The sequence below is a fragment of the Maridesulfovibrio sp. FT414 genome (assembly GCF_050916235.1).
GTDB lineage: Bacteria > Desulfobacterota > Desulfovibrionia > Desulfovibrionales > Desulfovibrionaceae > Maridesulfovibrio.
In genome coordinates this window covers 1,719,899-1,734,877 of record NZ_CP104854.1, presented here as the reverse complement: position 1 = coordinate 1,734,877, position 14,979 = coordinate 1,719,899, and the positions used below count along the sequence as shown (strand labels likewise).

The following is a 14,979-nucleotide window of genomic DNA, read 5'->3' as shown; positions in this document are numbered from 1 at the left end:
TCGTATCCGTTCAGCGGCGAAGCCTTAATAAAAGGTTTTGGGATTCTTGCACCAGCCCTTAGGCGAGCGGTCTTTCCGCGAGTCTTAGGGATGGCGACAGTGGAACAAACCCTTTTTGCAAAAGGGTTTAAGGCCTCCGGCAGGATAGCCGAAGGCCTGCCCAGTAATATGCAATGATTAAGCTTCTTTCTTTTCGCGGACTCTGATGCCCAGTTCACGGAGCTGGGTTGCAGATACCTCTGAGGGAGCTTCGGTCATGAGACAGGTTGCCTTCTGGGTTTTGGGGAAGGCGATTACGTCTCTGATGGATTTTGCTCCGCACAGGATCATAATAAGTCTGTCCAGACCGAATGCAATACCACCGTGCGGCGGTGCGCCGAATTTCAGGGCATCCATAAGGAATCCGAATTTGGCGCGAGCTTCTTCTTCGTTAATGCCGAGAGCGGCAAACATTTTCTGCTGCATTCCCGGAGTGTGGATACGGATGGACCCACCACCAACTTCGTAGCCGTTGAGCACCAGGTCGTAGGCGCGGGCAAGGGCATCGTCGGGTTTTTCGTCCAGCTCGTCAATCTGGCCTTCCTGCGGGGAGGTGAAGGGATGGTGACGGGCAACGTAGCGTTTTTCTTCCGGGTTGTATTCAAGCAGCGGGAAGTCGGTAACCCACAGGGGCGCGAACACGGACTCGTCGATGAGGCCGAAACGTTCACCGAGCTTGAGGCGCAGTGCGGCAAGAGCTGCGTTGACGATGTCAGCAGCACCGGCCTGGAAGAAGAGAATATCGCCGGGCACGCAGCCGGTGAGTTCTTTCAGCTTGGCACATTCGGCTTCGCTGAAGAATTTGACGATGGGAGACTGCCATTCGCCGTCTTCCTTGACCTTGATCCAGGCCAGTCCCTTGGAACCGTAGATTTCAACGAACTTGGTGTAATCGTCGATTTCCTTGCGGGAGAGTTCAGCACCGGCAGGTACGCGCAGAACCTTAACGAGTTCAGCCTGACCGAATACCTTGAAGTCGGAACCGCGGAAAATGTCGGATGCTTCCTGGAGCTTGAGTTCGAAACGAACGTCAGGCTTGTCGCAGCCGTAGTCGCGCATGGCGTCGTTATAGGTCATACGGGGGAATGCGGCAGGAAGTTCGGTCTCGATGGTTTCGCGGAAAACAGTGCGAACCATTTCTTCCGCCATGCCCATGACCTGCTCTTCGTCAACGAAGCTCATCTCGATATCGATCTGGGTGAACTCGGGCTGACGGTCGGCGCGGAGGTCTTCATCGCGGAAACATTTGACGATCTGGAAATAGCGGTCGAGGCCGGAAACCATGAGCATCTGCTTGAAGAGCTGCGGAGACTGCGGCAGAGCGTAGAATTCACCGTTGTTCATGCGGCTGGGGACCAGAAAGTCGCGAGCACCTTCAGGAGTGGACTTGGTCAGGACCGGAGTCTCCACTTCGAGGAAGCCGAGGCCGTCGAGATAGCGGCGTACGGACTGGGCGGCCTTGTTGCGCAGGATGAAGTTCTTGGCAAGGCTGGGGCGGCGCAGATCCAGAAAACGGTACTTGAGGCGCAGCATTTCGGAAGCTTCGATGCGGTCCTCAATGGGGAACGGCGGAGTCTCGGAAGTGTTGAGCAGCTTCCACTCGTCAACCACGATTTCGATTTCGCCGGTCTTGAGGTTGGTATTGCGCATGCCGTCGGGCCGCTCGCGTACTTCACCCTTGATTGCGACAACGTATTCAGTGCGGATGGCGTGGGCACGCTCATGGGCCATTTCGTTGTGCTCGGGGCTGAAAACAACCTGAGTAAGGCCTTCGCGGTCACGCAGGTCGATGAAAATGAGACCGCCGTGGTCACGACGGAACTGTACCCAGCCCATAAGCAGAACCTTTTCGCCGAGGTTGGCGGCGGTAAGGGTGTTGCAGTTGTGGGTACGCTTCCATCCGGCCAGGGGCTGGATCACCCGGTACTCGTCATAATCGCGTTCTTCAATCTGTGCAGCCATAATTTAGTCTCTCCCGGTATTATTTGAAATATTCATTGCGGGTCACAGTCACCTGTTCCCCGTCTTCGGCCATGTCCTTGACAGTGACCGTTCCGTTTTCGAATTCATCGGCACCGAAGATGAAACACTTCTGTGCATTGATCCTGTTGGCATGGCGGAGTTCTGCCTTCATGCTCCTGGCGGAGAAGGCAACTTCACCCTTTTGTCCGTTTCTACGCAGCTTCTCAGCGAAGATCAGGGCATCCTTGGCTGCCCTCTCGTCAACGAGAGCCACGTAGAAGTCGTTAGCTGTTTCGAATTCGCCTTCAAGCAGCAGGGCCAGACGTTCCATGCCGCAGGCAAAGCCGATGGCCGGCACGCTCTTGGGCCCGCCGAGGTTTTCGACCAGTCCGTCATAGCGTCCACCGCCGGCAACAGCTGTCTGGGCTCCGATATCCCCGGAGGTGACTTCAAAAGCGGTACGCTGATAGTAGTCCAATCCTCTTACCAGACGGGGATTGAGTGTGTACTCAAGCCCGGCTTCACTGATCAGGGCGATCACGGTGTTGAAGTGGTCACGGCATTCACCGCAGAGATGGTCGGGCAGGGCCGGTGCATCTTTGGTGAGAGCCTTGCAGTTTTTGCTTTTGCAGTCCAGCACGCGCAGGGGGTTGGTGTCCATGCGCCGCTGGCAGTCCTCGCAGAGTTCGCTTCTGTCGAGGGCGTTCAGGAAATCTTTAAGAGTCTGATTATATTGGGGGCGGCATTCAGGGCACCCAAGGGAGTTCAGTTCAAAAGAAAGCTTTTCAAGACCGATTCCGCTCAGGAATGCGGAAAGCATGAGCAGAACTTCAGCATCCGCCTGAGGTTCGGCAGCCCCGAATATTTCCGCGTCGATCTGGTGGAACTGGCGCATGCGTCCGGCCTGCGGCCTTTCATACCTGAACATGGGGCCGAAGGTGAAATATTTGCTGACCTTGCCCGGCTGGTGAATCTTGTTTTCCACGTATGCGCGGACAATACCGGCTGTTGCTTCAGGCCGCATGGTCAGGGAACGGCCCTTGCGGTCGGGGAAGGTGTACATTTCCTTCTGGACGACGTCGGTTTCTTCGCCGATGGAACGGCAGAAAAGTTCGGTCTTTTCAAGGATGGGTACCCTCAGTTCTCCGAAACCGTAGCTGGTAAAGGTTTCGCGTGCGGCCTTCTCCATAAAAGCATAGCGTGCACTATCCTCGGGGAATAAATCGGCAACGCCTTTGATTTTTTGTATTTTTGCCATAATATCTTCTCTTTGCGGATTTCCGGGAGAAAATTAACAGGTCAGGTCCGTCCCGGTTCGGAGCGTGGAACCAAATTTCGTTAGTCCATTATCATATGAATGTCAAAGAAAGCCATAAGGGCTGGCACTTGCTTGATATGTTGTTGATATATTTTTAACAGTATTGCATAGATAATCGCTGTAATTTTATCGCAGAGTAACTGGTCGGGAGAATTGATGGAAACTAAAATTGAGTACAGAGATTATTATGCCTTTATGGGTGAAAACGCAGCCAAATATTATCAGCGTTTTGAGAAATTCGAGCTGCTCGGCGGAGGATTTGCCGCGACATGGCATTGGCCGGCGTTCTTTGTCGGGCCGTTGTGGTTTATGTACCGGAAAATGTATGTGTGGGCTTTAGTATCCTTTCTCTTCAGCTGGGTTCCATACGCAGCTTTTCCGGCCATGATAGCCAGCGGACTTTGTGCCCACTACCTTTATTACCGTGAGTGCAGGGTAAAAATTCTTGGAATCAAGAACTACGCAGATCCTGATCGGCTGGGTATTCTTCTGCAAAGGCAGGGAGGGGTAAATAAGTGGGTTATTGCTGCGGCCGTTGTCTACCTAATTATAGGTACAGTCTTTGTTATGAAATCGGCAGGCCTTGTATCTGGTTAATTTTGCTGCGTTAATGGTCATGCCTATCAACGGAAGTCGCATAAAGGAGTTGTTGTGGATTCAGTGATCGTATCAAAGGGCAGAATGTTCATCGGGCCAGAATATTATTATTACCGCAGTATGTTTAGGCAGTTCGCTGCCAATCATGGTAGATTCAGGTCTACTTGGAACTGGTGTGCATTTTTCTTCGGCCCGGTGTGGTTTCTGTATCGGAAAATGTATGTCTGGGCGATGGTCTCCCTTGCTGCCGGTGTTATCCCGTATCTGGCAATTCCTTTGATGATCGGTTGCGGCTTGGCTGGTAATTATCTGTACTACAGAGATTTTCTGGAAAAGAGCGAGAAGGTTGAAGACAGTTATTCTCCAGATATTCAGGACAAAATGCTGGCTCTGGCAGGGGGTGTTCATCCTTGGGCCAAGCTGGCGGGAATAGTCCCTGTAGCTTTGTTCTATTCGCTCTTGTTTCTGAGTGTTGTCGTCCCGATGTGTCTTCCCCTCCTGAGGAATTGATGCTCTTAGCAGGTAATTTGGTGTCGGTTATGGGGAGAGTCTTCCTATAACACTCACGGTGGCCTTAAATGCAATTTACAGACAGGGGTTAACCCACTATTGTTTCCGTATCGGAAGAAATGAAATATCCGTATAAGTTTTTTCAGTTCGGAGCAAAACATGCACATGATCACTACTGACGACTATGTCGAATACATCGGTCCAAATGCCGACAAGTATATTTTCAACTTCGCCAAATTCCAGACCCTGAGAGACGGGTTCACGGTTACATGGCACTGGCCCGCATTTCTGTTCGGGTTCTGGTGGTTTCTTTACCGCAGGATGTATTTTTGGGCCGCAGTCACGTTTCTGGTCGGCTTTCTGCCCTTCGGCGGATTGATCGCCCAGCTCGGCTACGGCATGAGCGCTTATTATTTGTACTACCGCGATTCAACTGCAAAGATCGGCGCCATCAAGGCAACCACCCCTGTTGGTGGGGCGTCCATTGCCCTGCAGCATGCCGGGGGCGTGCACGGATGGGTGAAGATTGTCGGGTTGCTCTGCTTTTTCCTGCAGCCTATCTGGATATTCTTCATGACCGTTCTTTTCGGAGGGGCTTTCATTGTGTCCTTCCAGCAAGTTATGTTATAAGGGGAGTATGGACTCAGTAAGTTTATGCACTTTTAAAGGGGGCATTATGCGAATATTTTTTAACGGCAGAATCTTATCCACATTTCTTGTGGCAGCAGTCGCCGTGCTGCTTCTTTGCGCAACAGACAGCCGGGCCGAACAGAAACGGCTGGCCCTGCTGATCGGTAACTCTGCGTATAAAAATCTGGGCGCACTCAAGAATCCGGTCAACGATGTCGACGCTATGAACCGGTCACTGAAGAACGCCGGTTTCGATGTTATGTTGGTCAAGAACGCTGACCGCGCCACAATGGGGCGGGCCATTGATGAGTTCGGAGAAAAGCTCCGTGGCTATGAAGTCGGCCTGTTTTATTTCTCCGGTCATGGTCTGCAGGTGGACGGTATCAACTACCTTTGCCCGCTGTACATGTCCATTCAGGGACAGTCCGACGTACAGTATGAGGCGGTAGATGCCGGCAAGGTGCTTGCCAAGATGGAAGACGCCGGAAACCGTATGAATATAGTCATACTTGATGCCTGTCGCAACAACCCGTTCAAGCGCAGTTTCCGCTCCATGCGCAGCGGTCTTGCCCAGATGGATGCTCCCACCGGCTCCTTCATCGCATTTGCAACTGCACCCGGCAATGTTGCCTTGGATGGAAGTGGCAACAATAGTCCGTATGTGACCAATATGATCAATAATATGGATAAAAAAGGCATGACCATCGAGACGTTTTTCAAGCAGGTTCGTCGTGGTGTGATGCGTGATACCAACAAGAAGCAGGTTCCGTGGGAATCCTCCTCGCTGGTAGGTGATTTCTATTTCGCCGGTAAGGGAGCTTCAGGTTCTTCTTCGTCGCAGGCGTCAAGCGCTCCTGCTGCAAGTCAACAGCAGTCTGCTCCTGCTCCGACCCCGGCACCGGCCCCCCGGCCCAAGCCTCAGAAGTCCAAGAGCCAGCAGGCCATGGACAGTCTGTTGAACTAAAGTTGATGCGCTTCGCGCTTTTGGAAATGAAGAGGCCTTCGGCGGAACCAGAAGGGCTAAGCCGTCTCTGCTCTCCATATCCGTAAGACTAGAAGCAAAGCTTCGCGCCTAACGGCTAATGGGTCTTTGGAATCCCTGATAGTGGGGCGGGTCGTATCATTTCTGTTGGTTTTGATGAAAAAATGCCCCGGTGCGGTTGTGCCGGGGTTTTTTTGTTTTATGCTGCCTGATTGACGGTTAAGGGCGAAATAAATACTTTGGGTTGAAGGAGTATGGAAATGACCGCAGACTACAGCAAATCAACGACCCTTCAGTCGCTGCTTAAGGATATAGACTCTCGTAAGGCCCGCCTTGATGAATGTCGGGACAGGGTCAGCTCCCGGATAACTGAAGCCTTGAATATCGAATATACGTACGACAGCAACCGAATTGAAGGTAATACCCTGACTTTGCGTGAAACCGATCTGGTCATCAACAAGGGGCTGACTATCGGCGGCAAGTCATTGAAAGAGCATCTGGAGGCGGTCAACCATTACGAAGCCATTCAGTACATCCGCGAGTTGTCCGAAGCTGGGACGGTCTTTTCCGAAAAGATAGTCAAAGACATCCATGCGATAATTCTGCAGGGCATAGATCGAGAGAACGCCGGGAGGTATCGCAGTGTCCCGGTGGCAATTTCAGGCAGCAGGCACATTCCGCCGCAGCCATGGCAGGTTCCGGTGCTTATGGAACAACTGGTAGCGTGGTTTGCTGAGAAAGAGTCTGTGCTGCATCCGGTCATACTTGCCGCTGAAGTTCATGAGCGGATTGCAACCATTCACCCTTTCATCGACGGAAACGGGCGCACTGCACGCTTGGTCATGAACCTTCTGCTCATGCAGCGCGGCTATCTTGTCGTAAATATCGCCGGGGATACCGATAGTCGTCTGGCCTATTACAACGCGTTGGAAAAATGCAATCTTGAGGACGACAAAGGGGATTTTGTCGAATTGATTGCGGGGTATGTTCTGAAGAGTCTGGATGGGGTTTTGGTGCGGGTGGACTCTTGAGAGGTTGAATTACAATGAATAAAGTACAAACACAGCTTACAAATGATTTTTTAGCTATTCTTGATTCCCCTGCTCCTTGTGGGAGACAAAAAGAACAGTGTGTTCAGGATTATTTAGAACAAAATCCTAGAATGATACCAACCCCAAGCCGATTACATCACTTGCTTTTGTTTGATGTCATAATTTCAAAATTCCCGTTAGGGTCTGAGTTGGTAACAGATTACATTTATTTAACAAAGAGCTCAGGAGAGTTGAGGGTTGTTCTTGTTGAACTAGAAAACCCTGATAAAGATATTTTTAATAAAAAGACAGCGACTGCATCTCCGACAGCTCAATTTAATGCTGCTATCGATCAAGTAAGAAGCTGGCAAATGTATATTGATGAAAACCGTTCGACCATCATTAAGAAATTAAGACCTCTAATAGTTGGTTGTAACGTTGAACATCTCCCGGTCAGTTTTTCATATGAATTGATAATAGGCAGATCTAAAAATAAGAACTTAACAACTGGCAGAATGAAGTACTTATGTAATTTGATAAATGAAACAAGGATTAATATATATACATATGATAGAGTCCTCGGATTGTATGAAAATGATGTGCACTGTGTAGCTAATGTATTAAAGATTTCAGGTTGTCAGTTCGCATTTAAATATATGCATAAACATCCTCGGTCTATTTTTTCGGCGATTGGCCCAGATTCATTGGTTTTAAGTTCAGAGCAAAAGGATCAATTAAAGAGGGGAGGGTATGAGGTTAGTCAATGGGAAGAGGGAAATTTGCTTCTGATTGAGGGAAAGAAAGCTCGGAGAGAAGACTCTATTCTGTTTTCCCACATAAGCAAAAGGCAACCATTGTGGGATGATTAAAAAAGCCGGCCCTCCGCATCGGAGGGCCGGCTTTTAGCATCAACGATCAACAATCCGCAAAAGGAAACGCTATTCTGCGCTTTCCTCATCTGCTGGAGTTTCGAAGTCCTGCTCTTCAGTGTCAGGAGTTTCCTGCTTCGCGTGGATCATGTCCTTTCTTTCAACATGATACTTGTCTGCCGCAGGCTTGCCGCGGTTCTCACGCTTTTTCTTGGGTGCTTCCACGCTCATTTCACAGCCGTGCATGTTGCGGGCAAAAACGAGGTAGCCGGTGTGGGCGACCATGCGGTCTTCGGGACGCAGACGCTCGGCAACGGGCTTGTAGTTGCGCACGAGGATTTCACATACTTCGATTTCTTCGAAGGGCAGCTCTTCCATGGCCTTTAAAAGATCGCTGACCTGATTGGTGGTGGGCAGCAGGAATCCGCACATGGCTCCGGGGATTACGGCCTTGGGGATGTGGTGCAGGTATTCCCACGGGTTGGGGACGTCAAGAAACAGGGCGTCGCAGTCGCTGGCAAGAAAGCCGTCCTCGATGTTGAGGTTGAACTGTTCAACGCGGTCTTCAAGTCCTGCCCATTCAAGGTTGCTGCGAACCAGCTTGTAGAATTCCGGGCGTTTCTCATGGGTGTAGACCTTTCCGGTTTCGCCTACATAATAGGCGAGAGCGGTGGTCAGGCCGCCGGAACCGGAACCGGATTCGACAACCCTTGTGCCGGGGCCGATGCCGAGCTTGAGCAGCAGGTACCCGATTTCCTTGGGGTACATGATCTGGGTCTGGCGTTTGAGGCCCTTGATTACATCGTATATGGTCGGTTTCAGAATCTGGTATTTGTGTCCGAGGTGGGTTTCAACTACCTTTCCGTATCCGGCAGCGGCAATGTTGTCCGTAAGAAGCATTCCGTCATGTGTATGTATTTCTTCCCCGGCTTTGAGCATGCGCAGGTAGCGCTTGCCCTTGGGGTTTACCAGCAATATAAGTTGTCCAGCTTTAAGCATTCAGACGTTCCTCCTGATAGAATATCACGCCCCGATTACGGACGATAGCGCACAAAGTCAATGTAAAATGAGGCCTGAGCGGCCGTGCTTCGATGCTGAAACCCGCATGGCACAGTATATACTGCTTGAGTTTTTTGACATTTGAGAATAAGTGCATACTGTCCGGTTTGACCGGGGTCGTTCTTCGCACAGCTATCATTACACATCTCCCGCAACAATCACAGTTGGAATTTCAATGGAATGGCGGACCGCTCTTTCTCCGGACAACTGAAGGGGATTCAGGGCGGGGGCTCTTTGCGCTCCCGTAGTTTTATACGGGTTTTTCAAAAGCGCGGAGAATATCAAGCCACCTACCAGAATACTAAATGTGTCTACAGAGTGAAATAGTGCCGGTTGTGGTTTGCTTTTTTTTGCGTGTGCGGGCAGAGTATTTACTGTATTGTTCGTTTAAATAGATTTTTTGCTTCTTGATGAGGCGGTTATGGGTTACAAGTATGTCTTCGGGCCGGTTTTTTCCGGCAGGATAGGCCGCTCTCTCGGTCTGGATCTACTCGGCAGCAGGGTCTGTTCCATGGACTGTGTCTACTGTGAAGTAGGGAAGACCGACATTCTGACCTCAGAGCGAAAAGCTTATGTACCCGCCGCAGAGATTCTGCAGGAACTGGAGCAATGGAAGGGCGAAGGGCATCTGTTGCCCGATTTTATCACGTTGGGGGGACTCGGAGAACCCACCCTTAATTCTGACATGCCCGAAATAATTCGGGGCGTAAAAAAACTTTTCCCGTCAATGAACGTGGCCGTGCTTACCAACGCATCCACGATGACGGACCCTGAAGTGAGAAGGGAACTGCTGGAGGCCGATGTGGTGCTTCCATCCATGGACTCCCTGATCGCTTCGGAATTCAGGGCCATTAACAGGCCGTGCAAAGGGACTGATCCCCTTGCCATTGCCCGGGCTCTGATTGAATTCCGCAAGGAGTTCAAAGGTAAGATCTTTCTGGAAGTGCTCCTTTCAAGGGGATACAATGATTCAGACGAGAACCTTCAGAAAATGAAGGAATTCAGCGCTGAACTTGGTCCCGACCGCGTTGATGTGGTCACACTTTCACGACCCGGTACTCTGGATAAGGCCGGTCCGGTTGATTCCGCGACCCTTGGCCACTGGAAAAAGGTTCTTGATGCCGCGCCCTTTAAGAACAGGGATTGCGGTCAGGAGACCGGAGTGAAGGAAAGGAGCGGCACGGATAATCCCGCCCGTGTGCAGGCGGATAAATCCGATGCCTTTGACCGGATTCAGGCTTCTCTCATGCGCAGGCCGCAAACAGCGCAACAGCTCGCCGGGGCACTCGAGATTACACTTGGTGAAGTGGATCTGGCCCTCAAGAAGCTGGAAAAAAACGGCAGACTGCACGTCAGGCAGACAGGTGATGAATTTTATTACGATTGCAGGCTTGGCGACGATACATGATTTGAGCTGTTGAATCCGGGAAAACTCAAACTTTTCCTTGGATTGGAATATGACAACAGAAATAGCAGCAGGAAAAAAGAAAAAAGAAAAAATGTTCATCAGCGTGCTTCCCGGAGAACAGGTGGAAGTCGCGCTTACTCAGGAAGGCCAGGTTATCGAGTATTACGTTGAAATGCTCCATCAGGCCAAGACCAAAGGTAACATCTACAAAGGTTACATCCACAATATTGATGCCGCGCTTCAGGCGGCCTTCATCAACTACGGTGCAGAAAGAAACGGTTTCCTGCAGGTTGATGAAGTTCACCCCGAGTACTACCAGGGCACATATACCCTCAAGAAAGGACACCGTTTTCCTCTTCTGCAGAAGGTGTTAAAGCCCGGACAGGAAATTTTTGTTCAGGTTGTAAAGGAACCTACCGGCAAGAAGGGAGCTTTTCTTTCGTCCTACCTGTCACTTCCGGGTCGCTATTTTGTGCTGACTCCCGGGCGCGAACAGATCGGTATTTCCCGCAAGATCGAAGACGAGAAGGAACGTCAGCGCCTCAAGGAAGTAATCGACGAAGTCAGCCCCGGTCCAGGTGTCGGTGTAATCGTCCGTACTGCCAGCAAGGGGCAGAGCAAGTCCGCCCTGCGTCGCGATTTCAAGTTCCTGACCAGACTCTGGAACGACATCCGTGAGAAAGGACAGGATATCAAGCCACCGTCTCCGGTTTACGAAGAGATGAGCCTCGCCGCCCGTTCAGTGCGCGACTACCTGTCTTCGGATGTGACCGAAATCTGGGTGGACGACAAGGAAACAGCAGAGCAGGTCAAGAAGCTTGCAGCCCTGTCTTTCCCCCGGCGCAATAATCTGGTCAAGCTGCACAGCGACACCGATAAATCCCTGTGGGAACGGTTCAACCTGGTGAAGCAGATTGAGCAGATCTACGGACGCGAGGTCAACCTGCCTTCCGGCGGCCGTCTCGTTTTCGACCAGACCGAGGCCCTGACAGCCATCGACATCAACTCCGGCAAGATCGGCGGCGAACGCAACTTCAAGGAAATGGCGCTCAAGACCAACAAGGAAAGCGCGGAGATGATTGCCCGTCAGCTCAAGCTGCGTGACCTCGGCGGTCAGGTGGTCATCGACTTCATTGAAATGAAGGACCCCAAGCATTGCCGCGAAGTGGAAAAGACCATGCGCGCCGCCCTGAAAGGGGACCGGGCCCGTACCGATGTAGGACGAATCTCCCGCTTCGGGCTGATGGAACTGGTGCGTCAGCGTCTGGGTTCTTCGGCTATTGCCGTTTCTTCGGAAGCATGTCCCTGCTGCGAGGGAACAGGTATCCGTCGCAATATGGAGTGGCAGGCCATGCAGGCCCTCAAGGATATTTACCGCATGCTGCGCAGGCCCGGATGTGCCTCTCCCCTGATTTATGAGGCGGAGGAGGAACTGGCCCTGTACCTGCTCAATCATAAGCGCGATGCCATCATCAGCTACGAAAAGATGTTCGATACCAAGATCAACATCGAGATTCAGTGGGCTGTATAGTAGTACTTTGTCTCTGAGCCCGGCGGAAAACTGTATAACAGTCTTTCTCCGGGCTCAGTTTTTTTGAACCGGCTTTGCTGCGCCTGTAGCGGCGCGAGAGTTCTGTTGAAATGGATTCCAGACGAATATTGATGCATGGCTGTTGCGGGCCCTGTTCCATCACCACCATCGACATCCTGCGTGATCAGGGTTTCGAGGTTTCCGCTTTTTTTTATAATCCCAACATCCATCCCCTGCAGGAATATGTGCGCCGCCGTGACGGTTTTCTTGAAGTCTGTGCCCGCATGGGGGTGAAAGTTATCGGCCGGCAGGACGAATATGATTCCAAACGCTGGTTCCGCAACGTGGCATTCCGTGAGGAAAACCGTTGTTTCCACTGCTATGCGGATAGGTTGGAGCGGACGTTATCTCTGGCAAAGCGGGGCGGCTTTGATTTTTTTACCACTACACTCCTTTACAGCAAGTTCCAGCAGCATAACAGGATAGCGGAATTGGGCCGGGACATGGCCGGGACCGGTAAATGCGAATTCTACTACTATGATTTTCGTGAAGGATGGAACGACGGAATCGAGCGCTCCAAAGACATGGGCATTTACCGGCAGCAGTACTGCGGATGCCTCTTCAGCGAAAATGAAAGGTACGCAAAAGAACTGGATAAATCTTAGCTTGTTTTAATATTTCTTACCCGCTATTGTAATACATGGTTGCATTTATAAGCCATGAATTCCTGATGGATATACATATGCTTCAACAACAGGCAGGTGGGTATGGAAAAGCATTTGATGGTGGGTGTATGCGCTGATGGCGCGTCTTCATATGCGGTAAGGTTCATAAAGGATTTCTTTCATTCTCCTTGTGATATTCGGATAACATTGTTTCACGTTGCGCCTCCCAAGGGCTCCTGGTGTTCAGGAAACCCCCGGGCAAAGGGTGAAAAACTGCTTGAGGATGCACGCAAGTGGTTTATTGACCACAGTTTCTGTTCCAAAAACAAAATCGAGATCAAAAGCATTCATTCACGGGGAAATACTGCCCGTGAAATTGTTCAGGAAGGTCACAAGGGAATGTACGACGCGGTTGTGCTCGGCCGCCAGACCCCGTCGATGCTTGAAGAATTTTTTGATTACAGGGTGGGCAGCAAGGTTATCTGGGAAGATATAAATTTTCCGCTCTGGTTCTGCAAATGTCCCCACGATATTCCCAAAAAGAATGTGCTGCTCTGTGTTGACGAGGACCCGCCGTCCCAGCGGATTGCCGACCATGTCGGATTCATGCTCAACGACAATCCCAACCACGACATAACCATGCTGCATGTACGGAATTCAAAGGAAATGGGCGCAGTCACTTCCGAGGATGTATTTGCCCTGTGCCGCGAACATCTGACTGGAAACGGTGTTGACGAGTCCAGACTCAGCGAAGTGGTCATAGAGAGTGATAATGTTGCCAAAGCTATTCTTCAGCATGCAGCAAAGAGACACTATGCAGCGGTTGCGGTCGGACGTGGAATTCATGACCAGACTGCCGTGGAAAAGCTTTTTCCCCGCTCAGTATGTGTAAAGCTGCTGCAGGGATTGGAGGGCACCTCCCTTTGGATCAGCAGGTAGAGGTTTTCAGGTATATTTAATGAGTTTAATCCCGGCTTTTTTCAATGCTCCGCTGTTGCGGGGTGACGGCAGTGAGTCCAGAAACCTGCTGATCTATATCCATGTCCCATTCTGCAGACGTAAGTGCAATTACTGCGCTTTTCATTCACAACCGTTCGATCAGGTCCAGTTTGCCTGGTATCTGAAGACGCTTCTCGCTGAAATCGAGCTGTGGGGCAAACGGCTCAATAATCCAAGGATAGGCACCGTCTATTTCGGAGGAGGGACTCCGAGCCTGATTCCGCCGTTTCAGCTTCAACTGATCATGGATGCCCTGCGCAAGAATTTCTCATTCACCAAGGGCATGGAAATTACCCTTGAGGCAAACCCGGATTCGGCTAACGATACTACATATTTCCAGCATCTGAGCGGGATGGGAATCAACCGGCTGAGTATCGGATTCCAGTCCCTTGATGACCGTAATCTGGAAACGCTGGGAAGGCCGCACTCGGCCCGGCAGGCAGCGGAAACCTTCTATATGGCCCGCAAGGCCGGGTTCGGGAACATAAGCATAGACCTGATCTGGGGACTGCCGCGTCAGAAGCCCAAGGACTGGAATAATGAACTCAAGGCCGCTGTGAAGCTCAAGCCGGAGCATATTTCCTGTTACGGTCTGAGCATTGAGCCGGACAGTGTTTTCGGCAAACGTTATGATGACGGTCTTGATCTTGAACTTCCCTCTGATGATGACCAGGCCCGCATGTTTATCTACGGAGCCGAGTATCTGGAAGCTCACGGCTACATTCAGTACGAAATATCGAATTTTGCGCGTATGGGATTTATTTCCCGTCATAATCAGGGCTATTGGGACCGGATGGATTATCTGGGACTGGGGCCGTCCGCCGTTTCCACTATCGGTACTCGCAGGTTCACCAACCCGTCATATCTGGACGAATATGACGCTGCGGTGCGGGGTAATTTCGTGGGTGAGGATTTCGAGGAACTAACCGACGAAATCCGTGCTCAGGAACTGGTGATGCTGACCCTGCGGACATCAAAAGGACTGAAGCTGTCCGACTACAAGGATCTGACCGGCAGGGATCTGATCAAGGAAAAGAATGCCGTGATCAAAGCATTGCACAAGAACGGACTTATCCGCATGAGCGGCGGTTTCCTGCGGCTGACCAAGAACGGTATGCTTGTGTCCAACTCCATCCTGCAGCCGCTAGCGTTTGATTAGTTTGTTTTTTTAGATGCCTCCGGCGGCCAGAGGGGAAACTTTTGCAAAAGTTTCCCCTCTGGACTCCCCTTCAAAAACTTTTAGCCTGCATCGCATATAGCTTGATAAAGCTGTTTTTGAAATTGTTTGGATACAAAAAAGCCCTGCTGAACGAGTTCAGCAGGGCTTTTTTCTCTTGTGTCATTTGTCAAATAGGTTGGCGAAGTCTGTTAAAAAGGTT

At 50.9% G+C, this 14,979-nt stretch carries 14 protein-coding genes; 11 read left to right on the top strand and 3 right to left on the bottom strand.

Features of this window, described 5'->3' with window-relative positions; translation table 11 throughout:
- Positions 1-177: 177 nt before the first annotated feature.
- Together aspS and hisS are read right to left on the bottom strand one after the other, a co-directional pair.
- On the bottom strand, positions 178-2,001 hold the full coding sequence (gene aspS, locus N7E73_RS07705) for an aspartate--tRNA ligase (protein ID WP_432738471.1): 1,824 nt from the start codon (positions 1,999-2,001) through the stop codon (positions 178-180).
- A 19-nt stretch (positions 2,002-2,020) separates the two neighbouring features.
- Positions 2,021-3,259 (bottom strand): histidine--tRNA ligase, encoded by a 1,239-nt coding sequence (hisS, locus tag N7E73_RS07700; RefSeq protein ID WP_432738470.1) that lies wholly within the window; start codon positions 3,257-3,259, stop codon positions 2,021-2,023.
- A gap of 216 nt (positions 3,260-3,475) precedes the next feature.
- On the opposite strand from hisS, the gene N7E73_RS07695 reads away from it, so the two are divergent.
- From N7E73_RS07695 to N7E73_RS07670, 6 genes are all read left to right on the top strand, one after another.
- The gene (locus tag N7E73_RS07695) at positions 3,476-3,916 is read left to right on the top strand and encodes a DUF2628 domain-containing protein (RefSeq protein ID WP_432738469.1); all 441 of its coding nucleotides are present in this window, start codon (positions 3,476-3,478) and stop codon (positions 3,914-3,916) included.
- Between the two features lie 54 nt (positions 3,917-3,970).
- Positions 3,971-4,426: a DUF2628 domain-containing protein gene (locus N7E73_RS07690; protein WP_432738468.1), complete on the top strand. Its 456-nt coding sequence runs from the start codon at positions 3,971-3,973 to the stop codon at positions 4,424-4,426.
- A 159-nt stretch (positions 4,427-4,585) separates the two neighbouring features.
- Positions 4,586-5,056 carry a DUF2628 domain-containing protein gene (locus N7E73_RS07685; RefSeq protein ID WP_432738467.1) on the top strand — a complete coding sequence of 157 codons (471 nt, stop codon included), beginning with the start codon at positions 4,586-4,588 and terminating at the stop codon, positions 5,054-5,056.
- Positions 5,057-5,102: 46 nt separating this feature from the next.
- On the top strand, positions 5,103-6,020 hold the full coding sequence (locus tag N7E73_RS07680) for a caspase family protein (protein ID WP_432738466.1): 918 nt from the start codon (positions 5,103-5,105) through the stop codon (positions 6,018-6,020).
- Positions 6,021-6,298: 278 nt separating this feature from the next.
- Positions 6,299-7,069 (top strand): Fic family protein, encoded by a 771-nt coding sequence (locus tag N7E73_RS07675; protein WP_432738465.1) that lies wholly within the window; start codon positions 6,299-6,301, stop codon positions 7,067-7,069.
- 14 nt (positions 7,070-7,083) lie between these two features.
- On the top strand, positions 7,084-7,938 hold the full coding sequence (locus N7E73_RS07670) for a Shedu anti-phage system protein SduA domain-containing protein (protein ID WP_432738464.1): 855 nt from the start codon (positions 7,084-7,086) through the stop codon (positions 7,936-7,938).
- Between the two features lie 69 nt (positions 7,939-8,007).
- On the opposite strand, the gene N7E73_RS07665 is transcribed toward N7E73_RS07670, so the two are convergent.
- Positions 8,008-8,937, bottom strand: a complete 930-nt coding sequence (locus tag N7E73_RS07665; protein ID WP_432738463.1) for a tRNA (adenine-N1)-methyltransferase — start codon at positions 8,935-8,937, stop codon at positions 8,008-8,010.
- A 481-nt stretch (positions 8,938-9,418) separates the two neighbouring features.
- Between N7E73_RS07665 and N7E73_RS07660 the strand changes: the two genes are divergently transcribed.
- The 5 genes from N7E73_RS07660 (at position 9,419) to hemW (ending at position 14,759) form a co-directional block, all read left to right on the top strand.
- Complete coding sequence (locus N7E73_RS07660) at positions 9,419-10,405, top strand: radical SAM protein (RefSeq protein WP_432738462.1); 987 nt, start codon at positions 9,419-9,421, stop codon at positions 10,403-10,405.
- 49 nt (positions 10,406-10,454) lie between these two features.
- Positions 10,455-11,936 (top strand): Rne/Rng family ribonuclease, encoded by a 1,482-nt coding sequence (locus N7E73_RS07655; protein ID WP_432738461.1) that lies wholly within the window; start codon positions 10,455-10,457, stop codon positions 11,934-11,936.
- A 110-nt stretch (positions 11,937-12,046) separates the two neighbouring features.
- Entirely contained in the window at positions 12,047-12,601 is a 555-nt protein-coding gene (locus tag N7E73_RS07650; RefSeq protein ID WP_432738460.1) for an epoxyqueuosine reductase QueH, read from the top strand.
- A 102-nt stretch (positions 12,602-12,703) separates the two neighbouring features.
- Positions 12,704-13,540 carry a universal stress protein gene (locus N7E73_RS07645; protein ID WP_432738459.1) on the top strand — a complete coding sequence of 279 codons (837 nt, stop codon included), beginning with the start codon at positions 12,704-12,706 and terminating at the stop codon, positions 13,538-13,540.
- Between the two features lie 19 nt (positions 13,541-13,559).
- Entirely contained in the window at positions 13,560-14,759 is a 1,200-nt protein-coding gene (gene hemW, locus N7E73_RS07640) for a radical SAM family heme chaperone HemW (protein WP_432738458.1), read from the top strand.
- Positions 14,760-14,979 lie beyond the last annotated feature (220 nt).